The sequence below is a fragment of the Pseudomonas sp. BP6 genome (assembly GCF_017875935.1).
GTDB classification, from domain to species: domain Bacteria; phylum Pseudomonadota; class Gammaproteobacteria; order Pseudomonadales; family Pseudomonadaceae; genus Aquipseudomonas; species Aquipseudomonas putida_Y.
The window spans coordinates 3,460,486-3,483,602 of the sequence record NZ_JAGINI010000001.1 but is presented as its reverse complement, the minus strand read 5'-3'; the positions used below and the strand labels follow the sequence as shown (position 1 = coordinate 3,483,602).

14 protein-coding genes and 4 pseudogenes are annotated in these 23,117 nt (G+C 63.7%); 11 read left to right on the top strand and 7 right to left on the bottom strand.

Translation table 11 applies throughout. The annotated features are described in order from the left end of the window. The first annotated feature begins 648 nt into the window (after positions 1–648). From J3A98_RS15805 to J3A98_RS15785, 5 genes are read left to right on the top strand one after another with little or no spacing between them, the layout of a single operon-like run. Positions 649–3,480: a xanthine dehydrogenase family protein molybdopterin-binding subunit gene (locus J3A98_RS15805; protein ID WP_209967264.1), complete on the top strand. Its 2,832-nt coding sequence runs from the start codon at positions 649–651 to the stop codon at positions 3,478–3,480. After that, a complete protein-coding gene (locus tag J3A98_RS15800; protein ID WP_003254265.1) occupies positions 3,473–4,009 on the top strand; it encodes a (2Fe-2S)-binding protein in 537 nt (178 codons plus the stop codon). The genes J3A98_RS15805 and J3A98_RS15800 overlap by 8 nt, the downstream gene beginning before the upstream one ends. A 2-nt stretch (positions 4,010–4,011) precedes the next feature. After that, positions 4,012–5,223: a cytochrome c gene (locus J3A98_RS15795; protein ID WP_209967262.1), complete on the top strand. Its 1,212-nt coding sequence runs from the start codon at positions 4,012–4,014 to the stop codon at positions 5,221–5,223. Between the two features lie 3 nt (positions 5,224–5,226). Beyond that, a complete protein-coding gene (locus tag J3A98_RS15790; protein ID WP_209967260.1) occupies positions 5,227–6,198 on the top strand; it encodes an XdhC family protein in 972 nt (323 codons plus the stop codon). After that, a complete protein-coding gene (locus tag J3A98_RS15785) occupies positions 6,195–6,761 on the top strand; it encodes a nucleotidyltransferase family protein (protein ID WP_209967258.1) in 567 nt (188 codons plus the stop codon). Before J3A98_RS15790 ends, J3A98_RS15785 begins: the two co-directional genes overlap by 4 nt. Positions 6,762–6,777: 16 nt before the next feature. Here the strand turns inward: J3A98_RS15785 and J3A98_RS15780 are convergent, their stop codons facing one another. From J3A98_RS15780 to J3A98_RS15770, 4 genes and pseudogenes are all read right to left on the bottom strand, one after another. Beyond that, positions 6,778–7,404 (bottom strand): GAD-like domain-containing protein, encoded by a 627-nt coding sequence (locus J3A98_RS15780; RefSeq protein ID WP_209967256.1) that lies wholly within the window; start codon positions 7,402–7,404, stop codon positions 6,778–6,780. A gap of 22 nt (positions 7,405–7,426) precedes the next feature. After that, positions 7,427–8,044, bottom strand: a complete 618-nt coding sequence (locus tag J3A98_RS15775) for a GAD-like domain-containing protein (RefSeq protein WP_209967255.1) — start codon at positions 8,042–8,044, stop codon at positions 7,427–7,429. An 18-nt stretch (positions 8,045–8,062) separates the two neighbouring features. Next, positions 8,063–8,140, bottom strand: a complete 78-nt coding sequence (locus J3A98_RS26975; RefSeq protein ID WP_348635637.1) for a hypothetical protein — start codon at positions 8,138–8,140, stop codon at positions 8,063–8,065. Between the two features lie 45 nt (positions 8,141–8,185). Next, a pseudogene (locus J3A98_RS15770) lies at positions 8,186–8,720 on the bottom strand (DUF6861 domain-containing protein); the annotation flags it as partial. A 119-nt stretch (positions 8,721–8,839) separates the two neighbouring features. On the opposite strand from J3A98_RS15770, the pseudogene J3A98_RS15765 reads away from it, so the two are divergent. Both J3A98_RS15765 and J3A98_RS15760 read left to right on the top strand, forming a co-directional pair. Continuing rightward, positions 8,840–8,994: pseudogene (locus tag J3A98_RS15765) on the top strand (helix-turn-helix domain-containing protein); the annotation flags it as partial. Then, positions 8,993–9,445: pseudogene (locus tag J3A98_RS15760) on the top strand (two-component sensor histidine kinase); the annotation flags it as partial. The pseudogenes J3A98_RS15765 and J3A98_RS15760, both read left to right, overlap by 2 nt. A gap of 127 nt (positions 9,446–9,572) precedes the next feature. Here the strand turns inward: J3A98_RS15760 and J3A98_RS15755 are convergent. Beyond that, positions 9,573–10,190, bottom strand: a complete 618-nt coding sequence (locus J3A98_RS15755; protein ID WP_209967250.1) for a GAD-like domain-containing protein — start codon at positions 10,188–10,190, stop codon at positions 9,573–9,575. Positions 10,191–10,209: 19 nt separating this feature from the next. Beyond that, positions 10,210–11,555 (bottom strand): annotated as a pseudogene (locus J3A98_RS15750) (DUF6861 domain-containing protein). Positions 11,556–11,813: 258 nt separating this feature from the next. On the opposite strand from J3A98_RS15750, the gene J3A98_RS15745 reads away from it, so the two are divergent. From J3A98_RS15745 to J3A98_RS15735, 3 genes are all read left to right on the top strand, one after another. Next, positions 11,814–12,497, top strand: a complete 684-nt coding sequence (locus tag J3A98_RS15745; RefSeq protein ID WP_004576176.1) for a response regulator transcription factor — start codon at positions 11,814–11,816, stop codon at positions 12,495–12,497. After that, a complete protein-coding gene (locus J3A98_RS15740; RefSeq protein ID WP_176685672.1) occupies positions 12,494–13,816 on the top strand; it encodes an ATP-binding protein in 1,323 nt (440 codons plus the stop codon). The genes J3A98_RS15745 and J3A98_RS15740 overlap by 4 nt, the downstream gene beginning before the upstream one ends. Positions 13,817–14,143: 327 nt before the next feature. Next, complete coding sequence (locus J3A98_RS15735) at positions 14,144–15,535, top strand: aspartate aminotransferase family protein (protein ID WP_176685671.1); 1,392 nt, start codon at positions 14,144–14,146, stop codon at positions 15,533–15,535. A 41-nt stretch (positions 15,536–15,576) separates the two neighbouring features. On the opposite strand, the gene J3A98_RS15730 is transcribed toward J3A98_RS15735, so the two are convergent. Beyond that, the gene (locus J3A98_RS15730; RefSeq protein ID WP_209967248.1) at positions 15,577–16,530 is read right to left on the bottom strand and encodes a siderophore-interacting protein; all 954 of its coding nucleotides are present in this window, start codon (positions 16,528–16,530) and stop codon (positions 15,577–15,579) included. Positions 16,531–16,705: 175 nt separating this feature from the next. Here J3A98_RS15730 and J3A98_RS15725 point away from each other — a divergent pair, with 175 nt between their 5' ends. Beyond that, complete coding sequence (locus J3A98_RS15725) at positions 16,706–23,116, top strand: non-ribosomal peptide synthetase (protein ID WP_209967246.1); 6,411 nt, start codon at positions 16,706–16,708, stop codon at positions 23,114–23,116. The last annotated feature ends 1 nt before the right edge of the window (position 23,117 follow it).

The following is a 23,117-nucleotide window of genomic DNA, read 5'->3' as shown; positions in this document are numbered from 1 at the left end:
TTGGCAGATCTGGGAATGGGGCCATGCTGGCTGGGGTCGATTAAATGAAGGTTAACGCGGGTGTTGGGGTTGGGGGTGGGTCAGGAGTATTAAGAGTTTGTTCTGGATTTGCAGGGTCTTCGTTGTTGGATTTTCGAGGGGCGGCGTTGGAGTTTTGAGGTGTTTGCCGGGAGATTTTCAGCGCCTGTGAGATCGAGCGCCGCCCGCGCGGCGCTTCGCGGGTAAACCCGCTCCTACGCTTGTTTCGGGCCAGTCCCTCCTGCACCAGTCGCGTGCGACCGCCTTGTTTGTACGACGCGATATCGAGACATGCGCCAAGGCGGTCGCGCGCAAATCCCACAGGAATAATTGGCCCGAAACAAACGTAGGAGCGGGTTTACCCGCGAAGCGCCGCGCGGGCGGCGCTCGATCTCACAGGCGCTGAAAATCTCCCGGCGAACACCTACCAGGCGCTGAAAATCTCCCGGCAAACACCTACCCGCCAAAGCGCGAATTCCGCCTCTTGCCCTATACACACCGCGACACATTGTCGGCTTGACTTTGCCTATATCCACCCAATTCCTGTAAAGTTGACGCCAAGGTCAGTTTTCTCAAGCCAGGCCAAGAATCAAAAGAAAGGGCAGGCCCCAACTGCCCAGAGGATCAAGCATGTCCAACCGTGATATTTCCCGGCGCGCCTTTTTGCAAGGCGGCCTGATCGCTGGTGTCGGTGTGACCATGGCGCCATTAGGCAGCCCGGCATTCGCCGCGTTGATGGAGGAGCGCGTTACCACTTCGCCGCAGAAGTGGATGAACCACGACGGCAAGGCGCGTTTCCGTAACGATGCCTTGTCCAAGGTCTGCGGCGACAAAGTGTTCGCGCGCGACATCCGCGCCAAGGACATGCCCGGCTGGCCCGCGCAGCAAGGTCATGCGCTGCTGCTCAAGGCGACCAAGGTCGACCGGATTTATGCCGGCCATGACCTCAGCCTGCTCGGCACCGACCTGCAGCCGGACCGCATCGTCACCGCCGCCGACCTCGAACAGGACGGCATCGCCTGGCCCGAGGCCCATTCGCCCGACCCGCTGCTGCCGCCCGGCAAGGTGCCGATGTTCATCGGCCACCCGGTGGCGATCCTGATCTGGCACGACTTCGAGCGCTTCCGCCAGGCCAAGCGCAAGCTGCAGTTCAATCAGCAGGCGATCCGTTACGGTGCCCAGGCGCCGTTGTACCAGCGCGACCCTTATGGCAGCTTCCGTTTCGTGCGGGTGGGCGGCACCACGCCGTTCGACGACGATGAGTTCTCCAGCCTGAAGAACTCCATGCTGTTCCCCACCATCCTCAACCGCAAGCCGGTGTGGTCGAAGCAGCCCAACCAGCACGGCGACCTGACCGAGCAGGGGTTGTTCTACGCCAAGCGCATGGCCGAGCAGCTGGACAACCCGCCCGAGGACTGGCTGGTGTTCGACGAGCGCTACAAGACGCCGTCCATCGAACCTGCCGCGCTGGAGCCGGACAACGGCAACGGCTGGTACGACCCTACCACGGGCACGCTGCACTTCGTGGTCGCCACCCAGTGCCCGTTCGAAGTGGCGCAGGAATGCGTGCACATGATCAAGCCGTCGCGCTTCGCCCTGAACACGCTGAACATGCACCCGGGCTATACCGTGGGCTATGGCTCAAAAGACAACAATATCTTCGTCTTCTATGCCGCGGTGGCCGCGCTGTACGGCGCCGGGGTGCCGATCCGCCTGGCCAACGACCGCTACGAGCAGTTCCAGAGCGGCATCAAGCGCCATGCCTTCGATATCCGCTACCAGTTGGCGGTGGACAAGAAGGACAACAGCTTCAAGATCTTCCGCGCCGACATGAGCTGCGACGGCGGCGGGCGCATCAACTACAGCCCGTCGGTGGCAGCCGTAGGCGCCACTGCAGCGCAGTCGATCTACTACATGCCGCAGAACGACCTGTCGGTTACCGCCTACTATTCCCGTGGTGTCGAGGCCGGCTCCATGCGTGGTTACGGCACCCTGCAGAGCATGGCAGCCACCGAGATGATGGTGGATGAGATCGCCGGCCGCCTGGGGGTCGATGCCATCGACCTGCGCCGCGCCAACGCGCTGAAATCGGGCATGAAGAACACCCAGGGTGCGGTGCCGGCGGGCGCCCTGCGGCTTTACGAGATCCTCGACAAGGCAGCTGTGCATGAATGGTGGCGCGACCGCGACGCACGCAAGCGGCAGATGGACGCGCAGGATCAGGACCACTGGTACGGGGTGGGGTTTGCCATTTGCCAGAAGGACTTCGGCACGGGCTCCGAAGCACCGATGGCCAGCATCGAATTCAGCCGCGACGGGCGCATCAGCCTGCGCCACATCGGCACCGAGCTGGGTACCGGCATGTCCACCTCCCAGGCTTTGGTGGTCAGCGATTTCCTTGGCCGTTCGGCCGACGAGGTAACGACGGCAGTCACCGAATGGCCTGAGCTGCAACTGAGCACCAGCGGCAACCCGTACCTGATCAGCCAGCCTGAGCAGGACGCCGCGCTGCGCAACCCGCGCTGGGTCGGCAAGCTGGCGTCGCCATCGTCGGCGACCAACTCGGCCTTCTACTTCAGCCATGCTACCCGCGAAGCGGCGCGTGTGCTGTTCAACCATGGCCTGTGGCCGGCGGCCATGGCGATCTGGAGCCAGGGCCCGTATGGCGGCCAGGCCAACCCACTGGTGGTGCGCCGCGAAAATGCTGTGTGGGTCAACGGAGAGCTGACTGGTAACGGTCTGCAACCGATTCCGTTCGCCCAGCTCGCACAGAAGGCCCACGACATGGGCTTGGTCACCGGCGCCAGTGTGCACGGTTTCAACCGCTGGAGCTGGGCCGAGGCCGACTTCGTCATCGACGGCGTGCGTGAGCGTTTACCGCTCGACGCGGTGGCGGTGAAATACGGCGATGGGGCGGTGAATGCGAAGAAGGCGCAGATGAACAGCCATGGCTACCACCTGCTCGACCGGCAGAATGCGGCCTACCCCGACACCCAGTTGAACAATGCCATGGTCACCTACTACAGCCCGGTGGCGACCATCGTCGAGGTCAAGGTCAACAAAGGCACCTTGGAGACGCAGGTGCTCAACCACCACAGCTGGGTCGAGTGCGGCCGGGTGCTGGTGCCGGAGCTGGTCAAGGGCCAGCTCGAAGGCGGGATCGCCATGGGCATTGGCCATGCACTGACCGAAGAAATGCCGTTGTACGAGGGTGGGCCCGGGGAGGGCGACTGGAACTTCAACCGCTACCGCCTGCCGCATGCGCGCGATGTGGCGGTGTGGCAGCAGACCAGCGAAATCCTCCCGCCGCTGTCACCGACCGACCCCTCCAAGGGCATCGCCGAAGTGGTGATGATCCCGGTCGTCGGTGCCATCGGCAATGCCGTCGCGCATGCCATCGGTAAGCGCGTGCGCGATCTCCCCATCACCCCAGCCCGTATCAAGGAGGCCCTCAATGGCTAACCGTCCACTGCAACTGACGCTCAATGGTCAACCGGTCGGGCCGGTCGAGGTCCCCGCGGACCTGGCGATGATCGACTACCTGCACGAACACCAGAACCTCACCGGCTCGCGCCTGGGGTGCGGCCAGGGCATCTGCCACGCCTGCGTGGTGATCGTCGACAACCCCGACGGCACCAGCGAAGAAGTGCGCACCTGCATCACCGGTGCGCATTACTTCGAAGGCAAGAAGGTTCGCACCATCGAAGGCCATGCCAAGAAAGACGAGGCCGGTAACCTGACGCTCAACCCGATCCAGCAGAAGTTCGTCGACCTGTTCGCCTTCCAGTGCAGCTACTGCGCACCAGGCTTCGTCAACGCCGCTACCGTGCTGGTGGAAACGGCCCAGCGCCAGCCGCTGAAGAAGAGCGAAGTGGAGGACCGCATCGAGGCCAGCCTCGGTCACCACATCTGCCGCTGCACAGGCTACGTGCGTTACTACGATGCCACCCGCAAGGTGCTCAACGATCTCGGCCTGGTCAAGGAGGGTTGAACATGGGCTTCGTACGTAGCGCTTCGGCGTTGGTCCTCGGGCTGGCTGTCAGTTCGATTGCCCTGGCAGCCGACGATGCGCAGGTCAAGCGCGGTGAATACCTGGCCCGCGCGGCCGACTGCATGGCCTGCCATACCGCTGAAGGCGGCGCGCCGTATGCGGGTGGCCTGCCGATCCATTCGCCGTTCGGCACCATTTATGGCAGCAATATCACCCCGGACAAACAGTACGGCATCGGCAACTACAGCGCCGACGAGTTCTTCGCCGCAGTCACCGAGGGCAAGCGCAAGGATGGCGCCAACCTTTATCCTGCGATGCCTTACACCTCGTACCACCTGATGAAGCGTGAAGATTCGGACGCAATCCTCGCCTACCTGATGACCATACCGCCGATCAACCGCCCGGCACCGCAGACCTCGCTGCGCTTCCCGTTCAATGTGCGCATGGGCCTCAGCGGCTGGAACATGCTGTATGGCAAGAGCGTGCAACTGCAGCCGACCGAGGGTAAAAGCCCGGCCTGGCAGCGCGGCCAGTACATGGTCGAGGTCATGGGCCATTGTGGCGAATGCCATACCCCGCGCAACCCGATCGGTGCGCTGCAGCAGGACCAGCGCCTGAGCGGCGGCCTGCTGGGTGGCTACCTGGCGCCAAGCCTGCTGGCCCAGGACCTGGCCGAGCGCGGCTGGACCCAGCCGGACCTGACCACCTTCCTCAAGCACGGCATCAGCGCCCAGGGCAGCATGTTCAACGAGATGTTCCCGGTGGTGCACCACAGCACCCAGCACCTGGAAGATGCAGACCTTGCGGCCATGGCTACCTACCTGCTGGGCGACCAGCCGCCGCCGGCCAAGGCTATCGAGACTGTTGCCCTGGAGCAGATGAGCGACAGTGCCAAGCGTGGCCACCAGCAGTACCTGAACGTCTGCGCCGGCTGCCATGGGGTCGACGGCGAGGGCAAGCCGCACATCGCCGTGGCCATGCGCGGCAACACCGTGCTGCGCCAGGCCGACTCCCGCAACCTGGTCAAGGTGGTCCTCGAAGGCATCCGTGAACAGCAGTTCACCGGCTTCGAGCGCATGCAGCCGATGCCGGGCTTTGCCGACAAGCTGGATGACCAACAGGTGACGGATATGGTCAACTACCTGCGCCAGGCCTGGGGTGGATTGCCCGGCGACCTGAGCGTACAGCAGCTCGCCGAGCTGAAGGCGGAGTAAAGCGTGCAGCATCTCGATCTACGGGTGATCCGTCAGGCTTTGCAGTGGTCCTGCAACGGCCAGCGGGTATGGTTGTGCACGGTGCTCGCCACCTACGGCTCGGCGCCGCGTGCACCGGGTTCGCTGCTGGCGGTGAACGCCAGCGGCCAGTGGCTGGGCTCGCTGTCCGGTGGCTGTGTCGAAGACGACTTTCTCGAACGCGTGGCCCTGGGGGAATTCCCGGAGCCAGTTGCCATCGTGCGTTATGGCGACGGCAGCGACCCGCGTTCGCGCGTTCGCCTGCCGTGTGGCGGTGTGCTTGAAGTACTGGTGGAGAACCTGCCGGTTGAATGCGAGGTGCAGGCGCATCTGCGTGAGCTGGAACGTGCGCTGCTGGGCCAGCGCCGGATACTGCGTGAGGTGAGCCTGCCTACGGGTACCCGCCAGCTGCTCGATGACCATAGTCAGGGGCCACGGGTGGAACGGGAAAATGCCCGGGTGCGCTTGCGTGTCGGCGCCGCCCAGCGGCTGCTGCTGGCCGGTTATTCCAGCGTGGCGCATTTTTGCGTCGAATTCGGCAGGGGCATGGGGTTTGAGGTCATCCTTTGCGAGCCGCGTGATGAAGTACTCGACGGCGTAGTGCTGAATGGCATTGAGGTGCGCCGCGAGCTTCCGTCGGAATTCATCGCCAATGGCGGTTGCCATGCCGACACGGCAGTGGTGGCATTGACCCATGATCCAAAAATCGATGACCTGGCCATGCTTGAAGCCGTGCGGACCGAAGCGTTCTACATCGGCGTGATGGGCTCCAAGGCCACCTCCGACAAGCGTCGCGAACGCTTGCAGCGAATTGGTGGCCTGGGTTGCGACGAGCTGGCGCGCATCCATGCGCCGATTGGCCTGAACCTGGGCAGCAAGACCCCGGCCGAGATCGCCCTGGCGGTACTGGCCGATATCCTTCGTGTGCGCAACGGCATCGAGCGGGCGGCGCTGTGAGCGTGGTTGCGTTGGTATTGGCGGCAGGCAGCAGTGTGCGTTTTGGCTCTGACAAGCGCCGTTCGCTGCTGGCTGACGGTCGAAGCTTGCTGGTGCACAGCGTAGAGAGCGCCTGCGCAGTGTTCGATGATGTGCGGGTGGTGTTGCGTGAAGGGGAGCGAGGCGTGGACCTAGGGTTGCCTGCGCGGTGCAGGGTGGTCTCCAGTCCGGATTTCACATTGGGCATGGGCCATAGCCTGGCGGCCGGGGCCGCTTCGCTGGCTGACAGCGAGGCCCAGGCAGTAGCGATTCTGTTGGGTGATATGCCCTGGGTGGCGTCCGCGACCCTGGATTTGCTTGCACGCGAGGCCAGTGGATCAACGATAGTCCTGCCTTGTCATGCCGGACGACAGGGCCATCCGGTGTTGTTCGGGCGTGATTTCTGGCCGGCGCTTGCCCGGCTGAAGGGTGATGAAGGGGCGCGTTCGGTGCTGAAGGCCCATGCGGACCGTTGCGTCCGGCTGGATGTCGAGGATGCCGGCGTGCTGCAGGATGTCGATAGGCCGGATGCGGTGCGCCCTTGAATGCGTTCGTCAAAGGCTATTCATCTTCTTCGCCAGTGAGTTCATAGGGTTCGAGTTCGCCCAGTTGGGAAAGCAGCACCAGATGCTCCACTGCCTTCAGCTTTTCAAGACGCTCGAGGCTGTCTGGGCCTCCCAGCATCAAGGCGGGGACAAAGCCATACATCTCGTCTGGGCCCAGGGTGCCGAGCCGTTCCCTGGCAGGTTCGAACAGGTCGTCGAAGTAGACGCACTCGGTCATCAGCCACATGAGCAAACCGTGGATCCTGCTGTCCCGTTCTTCGTCGCCTGAGCTATGAGCGCCATCGAGGTAACGGGAATGGTAGGCCGCAATGGTCAGCACCGAACCGGTTTTCTCACCCCATAGGTACAGGTCGCCAAAAGCGCTGCGGGCGATGAGGTGATAAGTGTCGCATTCTTCGAAGTGCGTACCGGCCAACCAAGAGGCCACTACACCCTGGTATTCCTGAGGATTTACCAGCCAGAACAAGCCGCCGCCGTAGCCGCACCAGCCGTGGTCTTGCCAGTATTCAAGGAGGCGATTGGGGAGTTTGCCTTGGTAATGATCGACAGCGGCAGGTGGTACGGGTTGCTGGCTGATGGGTTCGCCGAAGGTTTCCAGGAAAATGCTGAAGATGACATCCATTCGTTTAGGTCCTTTTGTGTGCTCAGAAGTCAGAGAAGCTGTAGGGTTCGAGTTCGGTGATTTGAGACAGCAAAATTAAATGCTCTATTGCTTTAAGTTTTTCCAGGTTTTTGAGGTCGGGGCGCCCTCCCAGCATCAATGCAGGAACAAATGCATATATCTCATCTTCTTTCAAGATGCCCAGCTTTTTCTTCGCGGGCTCAAAAAGGCTTTCAAAGTCGTTGTGTTCTTTTTTTCTTGATAGAAAGAAGCTTTGGACCTCTCTGGTTGCTTCCGTTTCAGTGAGTGTGCAGTTTTCACCTGTGTAACGGGACAGAAGACTTGTGATTTTTACTGAAAAGCCACTGTTCTCTCCCCAAAGATACAGGTCGCCGAAAGCGCTTCTGGCAACCAAGTGGTAAGTGTCCCGGTTTTCAAGGAGGGTGCCCTCGGTCCAGGATGAGACAACGCCCTCATACTCCTGTGGATTAACCAGCCAGAATATACCTTCGCCAAAACCACACCATCCATGCTCTTTCCAGTATGCAAGTAACAACTCTGGAAGTTTTCCGTTATAGCGATCAATGCTGGAGGGGGGCACCTCTCGACGGGAAAAAGGCGCGCCTATATTGTCAAGGAATATGGAGAATACCTCATCCATTTGCGATGCCTCTTGTCGTTAGCACTTATGAAGTCTTACATTCATGCAAGTCGAGTGGGTGCCGAATTTCGGCGATTTTTCCGCAGCCTCTTTTATGCTGGCTAGTCTGTTTCGCCATTGAGCACCAATGCTGGAGTTGACCCAGAACGGGCCGGTACCTTCATTGCCGCAGGTGCCTTCCCAGGCGAAGCGGATGCCATCGACGTAGTACTCGCCGATACGCGGCAAGCCCTCGACGAAGAACTCGGCAATGGAAGCCAGCCCCAGCGCACCGAGGATCCAGCCGCTGACCTTGAGGCCCATGGCCGCGCCTGCGCCGGCGAACGGAATGGTTCCGGCGCCGCCGGCGAATGCGCCTACCCCCGCGCCAAGCAGGCCACCGGTAATGGTGCTGCCGACGACGATCATTGCCATCTGCTGCACGACCCTCAGCAGTTCGTCGACGATGCTGTTGATGTCGAGGTCTGCGAAGCGCTGGCGTAGCATGTGCGCCGCCTGCCATTCAGCGTGGTAGAAGGCTGTGCGGACAGCTTCGATCCGGCGCAGGTTGAGGCCCAGTGAGGCGACCTCTTCATTGAGGCTGGTGCGGAACTGGCCACCGCTTGGGTAGCCCCACCATGGCGATGACACGTGACTCGATCTCGTGCCATGAGGGCACGAGGTAATCCAGGTACATGAGGTGTCTCCCTGACAGCGTGTGCAGGGGGAAATCCCATCATGGATTCGGATCAGAGGTTTCTGGGTCAGTTGTAGGAAAGGGCGACTTCGTTTCTGTTGTGTTCGAGAAGCTCGGGAATTGGGTCCCGCCGTGAGCATGCCCTGCTCCAGGCGCTGCTGCAGAACCCGGGCGAGTGCTGTCCAGCGAGCAACTGAAAGACTGCGTGTACGGTTTCAGCGACGAAGTCGAGAGCAACGCCCTGAACGTGCACATCCACCACCTGCGCCGCAGATGGCATGGCCTGCCAGGTCAGCTCGCTGCGTGGCGAGATCCTCGCCAGCAACCACAAGCACGATGGTGCCATGGACGACGAGCGCAGCGGGTTCCGTGACCAGACCATCGACGATGCGCTTTGGCGCACCTTCACCTACAACCACGGCGATGTGCGCATCACCACGGCCGACCGGCACATGGAGCGCGAGGCGCTGAACCAGTCGATTCTGCTGGCGGCATCGGCGCCGGTACTGATGGCCCTGCTCGGCAGCCTGGGGCTGTTGTGGATCGGCCTTGGCAAGGGCCTGGAGCCGCTCAACTGCGTGCGTGATGCGTTGCGCAGCAGGCGTGCGGACAGTGTCGAACCGCTGCAGGTGGCGGGTATGCCCAGCGAGTTGCAGACGTTGCTGGAAACCCAGAGCCAGCTGTTCCGGCGCATTGCCCAGACCCTTGAGCGTGAGCGGCGGCTGACCGACGGTGCGGTGCGCGAGCAAGCGCTGGAGCATGCAGGATTGGCCAGGCTGGCAGACGCGTCCAGCATCAACGCCGGACGAAGCCGTGCATCTCATCCGCCGCTTTTCACGGCCAATACTGTGTTTAGAAGTCAGAAAAGCTATAGGGCTCGAGGGTGGAGATCTGTGCAAGTAGTATCAAGTGCTCGACAGCTTTGACTTTTTCTAGGTGGGCAAGATCGCAGGGGCCACCGAATGCCAAGGCTGGAACGAAACCATACATCTCATCATGATCGAGTTTGCCTAATTTGTTATATGCAGGCTCGAATAAATCGCCAAAGTTGTTGGACTCCCGTTCGATCAATAGAAAGAAGCCTTGCACCTCCTTGTCCATGTTGCCTGCATCAAGTTCATTCACTCTGCCGCAGTATTGTGAAGTGTGGGCTACGATGTCTAATGAAAACCCGGAATTTTCTCCGTACAGATAGAGATCACCAAAGGCGCCCCGAGCGATGACATGATAGGTATCTCGCCCTTCGAGCGCAGTGCCTTCTATGAATGAGGCGGCTACGCCCTCGTAGTCTTGCGGATTGACCGTCCAGAATATTCCATCACCATATCCGCACCATCCGTGCTCGGCCCAGTACTCCAACAGTTTCTTCGGCAATTTACCGCTGTAGCGCTCGATGCTAGAAGGTGGCACCTCCTGCCTGAAAATCGGCTCGCCCATTTCTTCTATGAAGAGGGAGAAAAATTCGTCCATTGTCGCGCTCCTTATCTTGTTAGCATTTGTGCAGTCTGACATTTAAAAAGCCTGATGCACGGCCATCTTTGGCTTGTTCTTCGACTGATCTTGTCAGCTCTCCTACCCTGCTTCTCCATTGGGGACCTATAGTGGAATTTACTTGCCTATCCCCGAAGTCAGAAATGACATCCTTGCCGCCGGCGATTAGATCTGGATTGTGCAGCGCAGCAAGAGAGGACATCGTTTCCTTAGCCTGCATCGTTGAAATTTTTCTTGCTTCAATTGGGTTCATGTCCTTGGGCAGTTTTCTATAAGCTCTTTTCCTTAGGTCGTCATACAGTTTTTGTCTTGCTTTTCTCGCAGTTTTTGGATCTCGCTTTATGGGATTTGCAATATTTTCCAGGAACTCTTCAACCGTCAGCCGATTGAGTCCATCTTGTTGTCCCTTTAACTGCCGCTCAAACTCGCCATGCTTCGACGCTGGCAATTTATCCGCCTTGAAACACGCCACCGTATGCAACGGCATGCTACCGGGCTTCCCTGTGGGGTGCTCCTTGTCTTTTCCCGCCTGCCGATTCGGCTGAACTGGCTGCGGATCATCCATCGCCCCTTTGCGCCGCTCCGGCACCTGCAGATCCGGCCGTTTCTTCAACCCCTCTTCATGCTGGAGAATCCATTGCCCCAACCGCGCGCCTTTGCGGCTGGCCGCCATCTCCTGGGCCAGCACCCGGGCATCGCCGCGCCCGCGGGTGAGGTACGACACGATTGCCCCAACAACAGCACCACGACTTCCACATGGCCTTGGGCAATCTGATGCGTGGCCCGGGATATCGCATACGGGTCGTCCCGGCAGAACGGGCCGGTGCCTTCATTGCCGCAGGTGCCTTCCCAGGCGAAGCGGATGCCATCGACGTAGTACTCGCCGATCCGCGGCAAGCCGTCGATGAAGAATTCGGCAATGGAAGCCAGCCCCAGCGCACCGAGGATCCAGCCGCTGACCTTGAGGCCCATGGCCGCGCCTGCGCCGGCGAACGGAATGGTTCCGGCGCCGCCGGCGAATGCGCCTACCCCCGCGCCAAGCAGGCCACCGGTAATGGTGCTGCCGGCGACGATCATCGCCATCTGCTTCACGACCCTCAGCAGTTCGTCGACGATGCTGTTGATGTCGAGGTCGGCGAAGCGCTGGCGCAGCATGTGCGCCGCCTGCCATTAGGCGTGGTAGAAGGCTGTGCGGACAGCTTCGATCCGGCGCAGGTTGAGGCCCAGTGAGGCGACCTCTTCATTGAGGCTGGTGCGAAACTGGCCACCGCTTGGGTAGCCCACCATGGCGATGACACGTGACTCGATCTCGTGCCACGAGGGCACGAGGTAATCCAGGTACATGAGGTGTCTCCCTGACAACGTGTGCAGGGGGAAATCCCATCATGGATTCGGATCAGAGGTTTCTGGGTCAGTTGTAGGAAAAGGCGACTTCGTTTCTGTTGTGTTCGAGAAGCTCGGGAATTGGGGTGAGGCTGCGATGGGCAGGGCGGCGACCCCGCGCGGCGCTCGATCTACCCCCAACCCTCCCCAAAAGGTCCATAATCCCCCCTTAATCCGCCCAAGGTGCAATACCAGCCACACCACTCCGGGAGCCCCACCATGCACGTTCTGCTCTGCGAGGACGACGACCTGATCGCCGCCGGCATCTGCGCCGGCCTCACCGCCCAGGGCCTGACCGTGGACCGGGTGGGTAACGCCGCCGCTGCGCGGGCGATGCTGCAGGCCGCGCAGTTCGACGTGATGATCCTCGACCTTGGCCTGCCCGACGAAGACGGCCTAAAGCTGCTGCGCCGCCTGCGCGAAAAAGGCGAGACCCTGCCGGTACTGGTGCTCACCGCCCGCGATGCCGTCACCGATCGTGTCGATGGCCTGCAGGCCGGTGCCGATGATTACCTGCTCAAGCCCTTCGATCTGCGCGAGCTGGCCGCACGCCTGCATACCTTGCTGCGGCGGGTGGCCGGGCGGGCGGTGAACGTGATCGAGCACGGCCCGCTGCGCTATGATCCGAGTAGCTGCGAGGCGACCCTGGCCGGCCAGCATGTCGACCTGTCCCGCCGCGAACAGGCCCTGCTTCAGGCGCTGCTGCAGAACCCCGGGCGCGTGCTGTCCAGCGAGCAACTGAAAGACTGCGTGTACGGGTTCAGCGACGAAGTCGAGAGCAACGCCCTCAACGTGCACATCCACCACCTGCGCCGCAAGCTGGGCAACGGCATTGTCGAGACCGTGCGTGGCCTGGGCTACCGGCTGGGTCCGGCGCAGGCACCGCAAGAGGCCGCATCATGAGCCTGCGGGTGCGCCTGAGCCTGATCCTCGGCAGTGCCTTCGTGATCATCTGGGCACTGGCCGCCGCGTGGATGCTGCGAGACCTGCGCCAGCAAATGATGTTCTCCCTCGACCAGCGGCTGGTGGCGTCGGCGCGTATGGTCGCCGGGCTGATCGACCAACTGCCGCAGCCGCTGACCGCCAAGGGCGGGGAGGCGCATTTTTCCGCCGACCAGTTCAGCGTACCGGATGGCATGGCCTGCCAGGTCACCTCGTTGCGTGGCGAGATCCTTGCCAGCAACCACAAGCACGATGGCGCCATGGACGACGAGCGCAGTGGGTTTCGTGACCAGACCATCGACGATGCGCTTTGGCGCACCTTCACCTACAACCACGGCGATGTGCGCATCACCACGGCCGACCGGCATATGGAGCGCGAGGCGCTGAACCAGTCGATTCTGCTGGCGGCATCGGCGCCGGTACTGATGGCCCTGCTCGGCAGCCTGGGGCTGTTGTGGATCGGCCTTGGCAAGGGCCTGGAGCCGCTCAACCGCATGCGTGATGCGTTGCGCCGCAGGCGTGCGGACAGTGTCGAGCCGCTGCAGGTGGCGGGCATGCCCAGCGAGTTGCAGCCGTTGCTGGAAACCCAGAACCAGTTGTTCCGGCGCATTGCCCAGACCCTCGAGCGTGAGCGGCGCCTGACCGACGATGCCGCGCATGAACTGCGCAGCCCGCTGACCGCGATCAAGACCCATCTGCAGGTGGCGCGCATGACCGACGGTGCAGTGCGCGAGCAGGCGCTGGAGCATGCCGAGCAGGGCGCCGACCGCATGCACCGCACGCTGGAGCAGTTGCTGATGCTGGCGCGGGTGGAAGGCAGCCTGTCGTTCGAGGATGGCGTGCAGTGCAGCGCCGAGCAGGTGGCCCGTCAGGCGGTGCAGGATGCCGGTGGTGGCGACAACCGGCGTATCGTGTTGCGCCTGCCTGAAGAGGCCACGCAAATCTACTTGGGCATGCCCGCACCGTTGGCGGTGGCAGCGCTGCGCAACCTGCTGGACAACGCCTTGCGTCATGGCGGCGATGAAGCCGTAGAGCTGGAGGTGCAGATGGCGGACGGCCAGGTGGGTTTCATGGTGCGCGACCACGGGCCAGGGATTGCCGAAGCGGACCTGGAGCACCTGACCGAGCGCTTCTGGCGCAATGGGCAGAGTGGTGGTTGCGGATTGGGGCTGGCGATTGTGCAGGCGATCGTGCAGCGGTGTGCCGGTAGCCTGCGCTTTGACAGCCGTAGTGACGGCTTGCGGGTCTTGTTGCAGGTACCGGCGCGTCCTGGACATTGATGTTTATCGCCTGTGCTGGCCTCTTCGCGGGTGAACCCGCTCCTACGGGCGGTGCGGTCTGTGGGGGTGGGTTGCCTGTGCTGGCCTCTTCGCGGGTGAACCCGCTCCTACGGGCGGGTGGCGGTCTGTGGGGGTGGGTTTGCCTGTGCTGGCCTCTTCGCGGGTGAACCCGCTCCTACGCGGGCGGTGTGGTTGTAGGAGCGGGTTTACCCGCGAAAGGGCCGGCACAGACCCAAATAAAATGGCGTAACAACCGCTAAATCCTCCCCTCACTCAAGCGTTTCCAAAGCGATAACCGCCCATCCGCTTGCTCGCGAGGATTTACCCATGCCCACCGCTTCCAGCCTTGCCCGGGTTGTACCGGCCAGCGTGCCGCAGCCCTTGTACGAATTCACCGATTCGCCCTTGCTGCAACGTCAGCAGCAACAGGAATCCAACGCCCGCAGCTATCCACGGCGCATCCCGCTGGCGCTCAGGCGCGCCCGTGGCATCCACGTCGAAGATGTCGAAGGCCGCCAGTTCATCGACTGCCTGGCCGGTGCCGGCACCCTGGCCCTGGGCCACAACCACCCGGTGGTGGTCGAGGCGATCCAGCGGGTGCTGGCTGACGAGTTGCCGCTGCACACCTTGGACCTGACCACCCCGGTCAAGGACCGCTTCGTCCAGGACCTGTTCGGCATCCTGCCCGAGGCGCTGCGCCGCGAGGCCAAGGTGCAGTTCTGTGGCCCGACCGGCACTGATGCGGTAGAGGCGGCGCTGAAACTGGTGCGCAGCGCCACCGGCCGCAGCACCGTGCTGGCCTTCCAGGGCGCCTACCATGGCATGAGCCAGGGCGCGCTGAGCCTGATGGGCAGCCATGGGCCGAAACAGCCACTGGGGGCCTTGCTCGGTAACGGCGTGCAGTTCATGCCTTACCCGTACGACTACCGCTGCCCGTTCGGCTTGGGCGGCGAAGCCGGGGTGAAGGCCAACCTGCATTACCTGGAAAACCTGCTGCTCGACCCGGAAAGCGGCGTGCCACTGCCGGCGGCGGTGATCCTTGAGGTGGTGCAGGGCGAGGGTGGTGTGATCCCGGCCGATATCGAATGGCTCAGGGGTGTGCGCCGTATCACCGAGCAGGCCGGTGTGGCGCTGATCATCGACGAGATCCAGAGCGGCTTTGCCCGCACCGGACGCATGTTCGCCTTCGAACATGCCGGCATCGTGCCGGACGTGGTCACCTTGTCCAAGGCCATCGGCGGCAGTCTGCCGCTGGCGGTGGTGGTGTACCGCGACTGGCTGGATACCTGGAAGCCGGGCGCACATGCTGGCACTTTCCGTGGCAACCAGATGGCCATGGCGGCGGGTTCGGCGGTGATCAATTACTTGGTCGAGCATCGCCTGGCCGAGCATGCCGAGGCTATGGGGCTGCGCTTGCGCAAGCACCTGCTGCAGTTGCAGCAGGACTATCCGCAGTTGGGTGACATTCGCGGGCGTGGGCTGATGCTCGGGGTGGAACTGGTCGACCCACAAGGCCAGCCTGATGCGCTGGGCCACCCGCCGGCTAACCGCGACCTGGCGCCTAAGGTGCAGCGCGAGTGCCTCAAGCGCGGCCTGATCCTGGAGTTGGGTGGGCGACATGGGGCGGTGGTGCGTTTCCTGCCGCCGTTGATTATCAGTGGCGAGCAGATCGACGAGGTGGCGCAGCGGTTTGCCGAGGCGTTGATCGCGGCAGTCTGAACCATTGCCGGGGGTGCAAAGCGCCCCCAGGCTATCTCAAGTCAATCAAAGGTCCGCCCGGCCCGCCAATAACCCATCAGGGTCAGGCACTCTCGTTGCAGCCCGCGCTCCTTGATCAGATACCGGCGAATATCCATTACCGTCGCCGATTCCCCCGCGACCCAGGCATGGAACGCACTGCTGGTGCTACTGGCCTGTTCCCACAAGATCCGTGTGTCGATGTCCACTTCTTCCAGCTTCGCCCGTGGTGCGGCAGGCTCCTGTGGCAGGCTGGCCAGTTCGCGCACGGCGTGCTGCATGGCTTGGCCATGTGCGCAATTGAGCAACTCGCGCGGCAACCAGTGAATGTGGCTAGCATTGCCATGGCGCAAAGGCAGGCAGTCAGCCTCCAGCGGTACCTCGATGAACGCCTGCACCGCCAATCCGGGCTGGTCGTCGGCCAGTTGCTCAAGAATGCCGGCAATGGCCGGCAGCGCGGTTTCGTCACCGACCAGCAGAATGTTGCGCACTCCCTGCGGCGGTTTCCATTCATAGCCGCCGTTGTCCCCGTCATAGGCCAGATTGGGCGCCACTATCTGCAAGCTGTCACCCACCTGCGCGTGGGTGGCCCAGGCCGAAGCTGGGCCGTTGACGCCATGCAGCACGAAGTCGATATCTACCTCCAGCGCCTCGCGACGCAAGGTGCGGATGGTATAGGTGCGCATTGGCGGGCGCTGGTCTGGCGGCAAGGCACTGTGTGCGGTCTTCCAGTGCCGCTCGTTGCTCAGGCTTGGCAGTGAGCCGTCGGGCGCGGGAAACAGCAGCTTGACGCGCTGGTCCGGCGCTAGGGTAGTCATTTCAGCAACATCCGGGCCGCTGAACACCAGGCGGGTCAGCGAAGGGCTGAGAGCGACTCGCCGCTTCAGATGCACATCGAAGATCCGGTAGCTGGGGTGTTTGCCGGGGAGGGCTTGAGTGACCCGCTTGCGCAGGTTGTTGGCCAGGGTGGAGAGCATCGCGAGGGCCGCCTTTTGGAAGATGGGTATGACCTTCAGACGAGTCGCCCACCCGGCAATTTAATCGCGCAGCTTGGGGGCCTCGTTGGTGGCAGCCGCTAATTTTCTCCCACCACGATCCGTTCATTGGAGACCACCGAGCCCAGCTCCACGCCCACGTGACGGAAAATCGCCGATGAACCCAGAACACGCCATGAAACTCGCCAGCCGCTTTGTCAGGTTGCCCCTTGAAAAGCGCAGGATGTTCCTTGACGGTCTGCGCCGGGAGGCCATCGACTTCACGGTGTTTCCGATCCCTTCGGGGGCCAGCGAGCCCGGGCGTGCCGAGCTTTCCTACGCCCAGCAGCGCATGTGGTTCGCTTGGCAACTGGCGCCGACCGGCAGCGCCTACCATATTCCCATGGCCGTGCGCCTGCTCGGCCCCCTCGACCGAGCTGCGTTGCAGCGGGCCTTCGATGAACTGCTGCAGCGTCATGAAAGCCTGTGCACGGGTTTCTTCGAGGATGAACAGGGGGTGTACCAACAGGTTCTACCGAAAGCCGAACTGAGCATGCAGGCATTCGATCTGTCCGCCCTAGAGCCCGCCGAGCGTGAATCGCGTCTGGCGGCCCTGAGCCAGGCGCAGGGCGACAGCCCCTTCGACCTGGCGCAACCGCCGCTGCTGCGGGCTGCGCTGGTGCGCTTGGGCAGCGACGAGCAGGTGTTGCTGCTGACGCTGCACCATATCGTCGCCGACGGCTGGTCGATGAACCTTTTTATCAGTGAGCTGATCGGTGCGTACGAGCGAGCCTGTGGCGTGGTCCGGGCCGAGCCTGCGGCCTTGCCCATCCAGTACCGGGACTTTGCCCTGTGGCAGCGCCAGTGGCTGGAAGCCGGTGGTCGCCAGGCCGACCTGGATTATTGGCTGGCACACTTGGGTGACACCGATGGCGCCCTGCGACTGCCCCTGCGCCGGGCCCGCTCTGCTGGCGAAGAACTGCGGGCGGCGCGCCTGGATATCGATCTCGATCCGACGCTGACGGCACGCTTGAAGGCCTTGGCCGGACAGGAGCAGGTGACCTTGTTCATGCTCTTGCTGGCCGCCTACAAACTGCTGCTGCAGCGTTATGGTGGCCAGCGTTCGATCCGTGTTGCGGTGCCGGTGGCCAACCGCAACCGCGCCGAGGTCGAAGGCCTGATCGGCTGTTTCATCAACACCCAGCTGCTGCAGACCGAGCTGGACCCGGAGCTGGACCGTCGGGCCTTGCTGGCGCGGATCAAGGCCACCGCTCTGGGGGCCCAGGCCCATCAGGACCTGCCATTCGAGATCCTGGTGCGGGCCATGGGCAATGAGCGCCATGGCGAGCCCTTCCAGGCCCTGTTCAACCACCAGGCCCAGGTGCTCGACGTCACCCGGCTGCAGACTGCTACCGGGCTGGTGCTCGAAGCGCTGCCGGCGCAGCGGCGTACTTGTCACTGCGAACTGATGCTGGAGAGCCATGAGCGCGGCGACCAGTTGCAGGCCCGCTTCACCTATGCCGCCGAGCTGTTCGAACCTGCCACCATTGAGCAGATGGCCGGCCACTGGCGGCAATTGCTGGAGCAGCTGGTCGCCGCCACACCTGGCCCGGTGGGTGACTGGGCATTGGCGACGGCCGAGACGCCAACGGTATCGAGCACCTTTGCCGAGGTAATGGTCGACCAGCTCATCGAGCAAGCGGCCCACCGGCAGCCCCAACGACTGGCTGTGGTGAGCGCCGGGCAATCCCTGAGCTATTCGGCCCTGGCACAGCGTGCCGAGCGCCTGGCCATCGAGCTGCAAGGCCTGGGCGTTGGTCCGGAAACCCTAGTGGCGGTGCTGGCCGACCGCTCGGTGCAGATGGTTGCAGCGATCCTGGCCGTGCTCAAGGCCGGCGCGGCCTACCTGCCCCTAGACCCGGAGCTGCCCCGTCAGCGTCAGCTTGAGATGCTGCGTGGCGCCGGGGTCAAGGTTCTGATCGCCAACGCCGATGTCGACCTGGGCTGCACCCTGGTGACCCTGGACCAGCCGCTTGGCGAAACCTCCGCCCGCTTGCAGCCGCTGCCGGCCCGTTCGCCGGCGCAACTGGCCTATGTCATCTACACCTCAGGCAGCACCGGGCAGCCCAAGGGGGTAGGGGTTTCCCATGGCGCATTGGTGAATTACCTGAAGGGCATCGCCGGCCGTCTGCCGCTGGCCCAGGTCGAGCAACTGGCGATGGTCTCCACCCCGGCGGCGGACCTTGGCCATACGGTATTCTTCAGCGCCCTGTGCCAGGGCAAGACCCTGCACCTGCTGGGCAAGGAGCAGGCCACAGATGTCGACGCCATGGCTGCCTACCTGAGCGAGCAGGCCATCGACCTGCTGAAGATTGTGCCGTCCCACCTGCAGGCCATGCTACGGGCCGAGGGCGGCGCTAAAGTGCTGCCACGCCGCTGCCTGGTGCTCGGCGGCGAGGCGCCAGGGCAGGGCCTGCTGGCCAGTGTCCGGGCCTTGGCGCCGAACCTTGAATTGATCAACCACTACGGCCCCACCGAAACCACTGTCGGGGTGCTGACCGCCGACCTGAGCGCGGCCGATGCGGTGGTCGAGCTGGGTCAGGCGCTGCCTGGCACTTGCGCCCGGGTGCTTGATGCCGGCCTGGCTCAGGTGCCGGAGCAGGGCCATGGCGAACTCTACATCGGCGGCGCCTGCCTGGCTCGAGGGTATCTGGGTCAGGCGGGGCTGACCGCCGAACGCTTCGTACCCGATCCTCAGGGCCAGGGTGAGCGCCTCTATCGCAGCGGCGACCGAATCCGTCGGGCTGCTGGATTGAGGTTCGATGGGCGCGGCGATGGCCAGGTGAAGATTCGTGGGTACCGGGTCGAGCTGGGCGAGGTCAACAGTCGCCTGCTCGCTCTTGCGGAGGTTGCCAGCGGCTGCGTCCGGGTTCATGAAGGCCGCCTGCTGGCCTGGGCCGTGCCTGCGTCGGCAGTGCCTGATTTTGCCGCGCGGGTGCGCCAGGCCCTGGCCGCTTGCCTACCTCAGGCCATGGTGCCGGAACAGGTGATTGAACTGGGCTGCCTACCGTTGACCGCCAATGGCAAGGTCGACAACAAAGCCTTGCCCCTGCCCGAACTGGACGCCTGCGCGGCGCGTCATCGGCCCGCTGAAACGCCCTTGCAGCAATGCCTCGCGCACATCTGGGCCGAAGTGCTGGAACGCCCTGAGGTGGGCCTGGACGATGGCTTCTTCGAGCTGGGCGGGCATTCCTTGCTGGCCACCCAGGTCATTTCCCGGGCCCGGCGGGCGCTGGGGCTGGAAATCCCCCTGCGCAGCCTGTTCGACAGCCCCGACCTGGAAGGATTCTGCGTGGCAGTGCAAGGCCTGTCCGGGCAGGGCCGGGCGGCTTCCGATATCCCGCGCCTGGGGCGCGAGCAGGCGTTGCCGCTGTCTCACGCCCAGCATCGGCAATGGCTGTTCTGGAAGCTGCAACCCGAGAGCAGTGCCTACCACACGCCTTTGTTGGTGCGCTTGAGCGGCGTGCTCGATGTGCCTGCCCTGGAGCAATCCTTGCAGGCCCTGGTGGACCGCCACGAAACCCTGCGCACGCTGTTCGAGGAGCAGACCGGCGTACCCATGCAGCGGGTGCTTCCCCGTGTGAACCTGGTGCTGGCGCAGCAGGCCGCGGCCAGCGACGAGAGCGCCCTGCACGAGCAGATCGAAACGCTGGTTCGTGAACCGTTCGACCTGGCCCGGGGCCCGCTGATCCGCGCCACGCTGCTGCGTCAGGGTGCCGACCAGGCCCTGATGGTGCTGGTATTGCACCATATCGTCTCCGATGGCTGGTCCATGGGGGTGATGGTGCGCGAGTGCCTGGCGCGTTACAACGCGGTTGTCAGCGGCCAGCCGCTGCAGCCGGCGCCGTTGGCGGTACACTACGCCGACTACGCTGCATGGCAGCGTGAGCAATTGGCCAGCCCGGCTTTGCGCGAGCAATTGGATTACTGGAAAGCGCTGCTGCAGGATGACCTGGCGTTGCTCGACCTGCCTGCCGACCGGCCGCGGCCGCCGCGCCAGAGCCATCGTGGCGAGCGCGTCGAGGTGCGGGTGCCGGCGGAGCTGGTGCAGGGCTTGCGCCAGCTCGCGGTGCAGGCCAACGCCACCCTTTTCCATGTGTTCCTCGGCGCCTTCGCCGTGGTCCTCGGCCGCCACGCCGGGCGTGAACGCCTCAACATCGGCGTACCGATGACCAACCGCAACCGCTTGGAGCTCGAAGGCCTGATCGGCTTCTTCGTCAATTCCGTGGTGCACCGTATCGAGCTGGACAACGCGCGCTCGTTCGACGACTTGCTGGCGCGGGTCAAGGAACAGGCCCTGCAAGCACAGGCCAACAAGGACGTGCCCTTCGATCAGGTGGTCGAGCAGTTGCAGCCCGAGCGTGGCCTGGACCACAACCCGTTGTTCCAGGTGATGTACAACCATCTGCGCGATGTTGGCGCCCGGGTCGACGGCGGCAGCGCCACGGGCCTGCGTATCGAAGAAGTGCCGCTGCCGGAGCGCACCACCCAGTTCGACCTGACGCTGGACACCCTGGAGCGCAGCGATGGGGTGCTGGCGTCGTTCAACTTCGCCCTCGACCTGTTCGACCGCACTCGCATCGAGCAACTGGCCGAGCACTGGCTCAATGCCTTGCGCGCGGCGCTCGCCAGCCCAGGCCAGGCCATCGGTGAGTGGCTGCTGTTGGGCGAGCCAGCCCTGGAGGCCAGCGTCTACCGCGCCCAGCCCGCGGGCTGGCGTCAGCAGGCGACCATTCACGGGCTCATCGAAGAGCGGGCAGCGGTCAACCCCGAGGCCCTGGCCCTGTGGCACCAGGACCGCCACTGGAGCTACGCCCAGCTCAATGCCCGGGCCAACCAGCTGGCCCGGGGCCTGCAGGCCCGGGGCGTGGGGGCCGGCAGCAAGGTCGCGGTGGCGTTACCGCGCACCCCGGACCTGGTCGCCGCGCTGCTGGCGATCTTCAAGCTGGGCGCGGCCTATATTCCGCTGGACTTGGCCTATCCCCGGGAGCGCCTGGTCTACATGCTCGAAGACAGTCAGGCGGCGGCGCTGCTGACCAGTCAGCACGTGGTCGATAGCCTGCCGCTGCAAGCGGGCCTGGCGGTGCTGGCGCTTGAACGCCTGGAAGTCAGCCACCTGGATGTCGGCAACCTGCCGGCGGCTGCCGGTCCCGAGAGCCTGGCCTATGTAATCTACACCTCCGGCTCCACGGGGCGGCCCAAGGGCGTGATGATCGAGCACCGCAACCTTTGTGCCCTGATCGGCTGGAGTGCCGGCGTCTACGACGACCTGCAAGGGGTACTGGCCAGCACCTCGATCTGTTTCGACCTGTCAGCCTGGGAGCTATTCGTGACCTTGGCCCTGGGCGGCTCCTTGGTGCTGGCCGACAACGCCCTGCACCTGCCGCAACTGCCGGCACGTGAGAGGGTGCGGCTGGTCAACACCGTACCCTCGGCGATCCGCGCCCTGTACGAGGCCGGGCAGATTCCCGCCTCGGTGCGGGTAATCAACCTGGCGGGGGAGCCCCTGGCCCAGGGCCTGGTGGAGGACCTCTACCGGCTGCCCGGGGTGGAGCGGGTGTTCGACCTGTACGGGCCATCGGAGGACACCACCTATTCCACCTGCACCCTGCGCCAGGCCGGGGGCCAAGCCAATATCGGGACGCCGATCGACAATGCCGTCGGCTACATCCTCGACCAGGCCGGCCAGGTGGTGCAGGCCGGCTGGCCAGGCGAGCTGTACCTGGGCGGTGCCGGGTTGTCCCGGGGCTATCTGGGGCGTGCGGCGCTGACCGCCGAGAAGTTCGTGCCCGATCCGTTCTCGGCTCAACCCGGGCAGCGCGTGTACCGCACCGGGGATCAGGTCCGGCGCAATGCCGAAGGCGTGCTGGAGTACCTTGGGCGCCTGGACCATCAGGTGAAGGTTCGAGGCTTCCGTATAGAGCTGGGGGAGATCGAGAGCCGCCTGGCGGCCCTGCCAGTGTTGGCCGAGTCGACCCTGCTGGCGGTCGACACGCCCACCGGCAAGCAACTGGTGGCCTACCTGGTACCTCGCGACCCGGCCTGGTTGCAGGCCGCCGGCGAACAGCGTCTGGCGTTGTTCCAGCAGATACGCCAGCACCTGCAGCAGACCTTGCCCGAGTACATGCTCCCAAGCCAGTGGGTGCTGCTCGACAGGCTACCGCAGACCCCCAATGGCAAGCTCGACCGCAAGGCCTTGCCGGCGCCGGAACTTGACGCCGGGGTGCGCCGCTACCGGGCGCCGGCCAGCGAGCTGGAGTGCCAGCTGGCAACTGCCTGGTCTCACGTACTGGGGCTGGAGCGGGTGGGCCTGGACGACAACTTCTTTGAGCTCGGCGGGCACTCCTTGCTGGCCACCCGGGTCAGTGCCCAGGTACAGGCACAACTGGGGCTGGACCTGCCGCTTTCGGCGTTGTTCCAGGCCAGGGATCTGGCCGCCTATGCCGAAGTGGTGGCTGCCTGCCTGCCCGGCAGCCGAGCCGATCTGGACGAGCTGGAGGACCTGCTCAGCGACCTGGAAACCAGCTGAT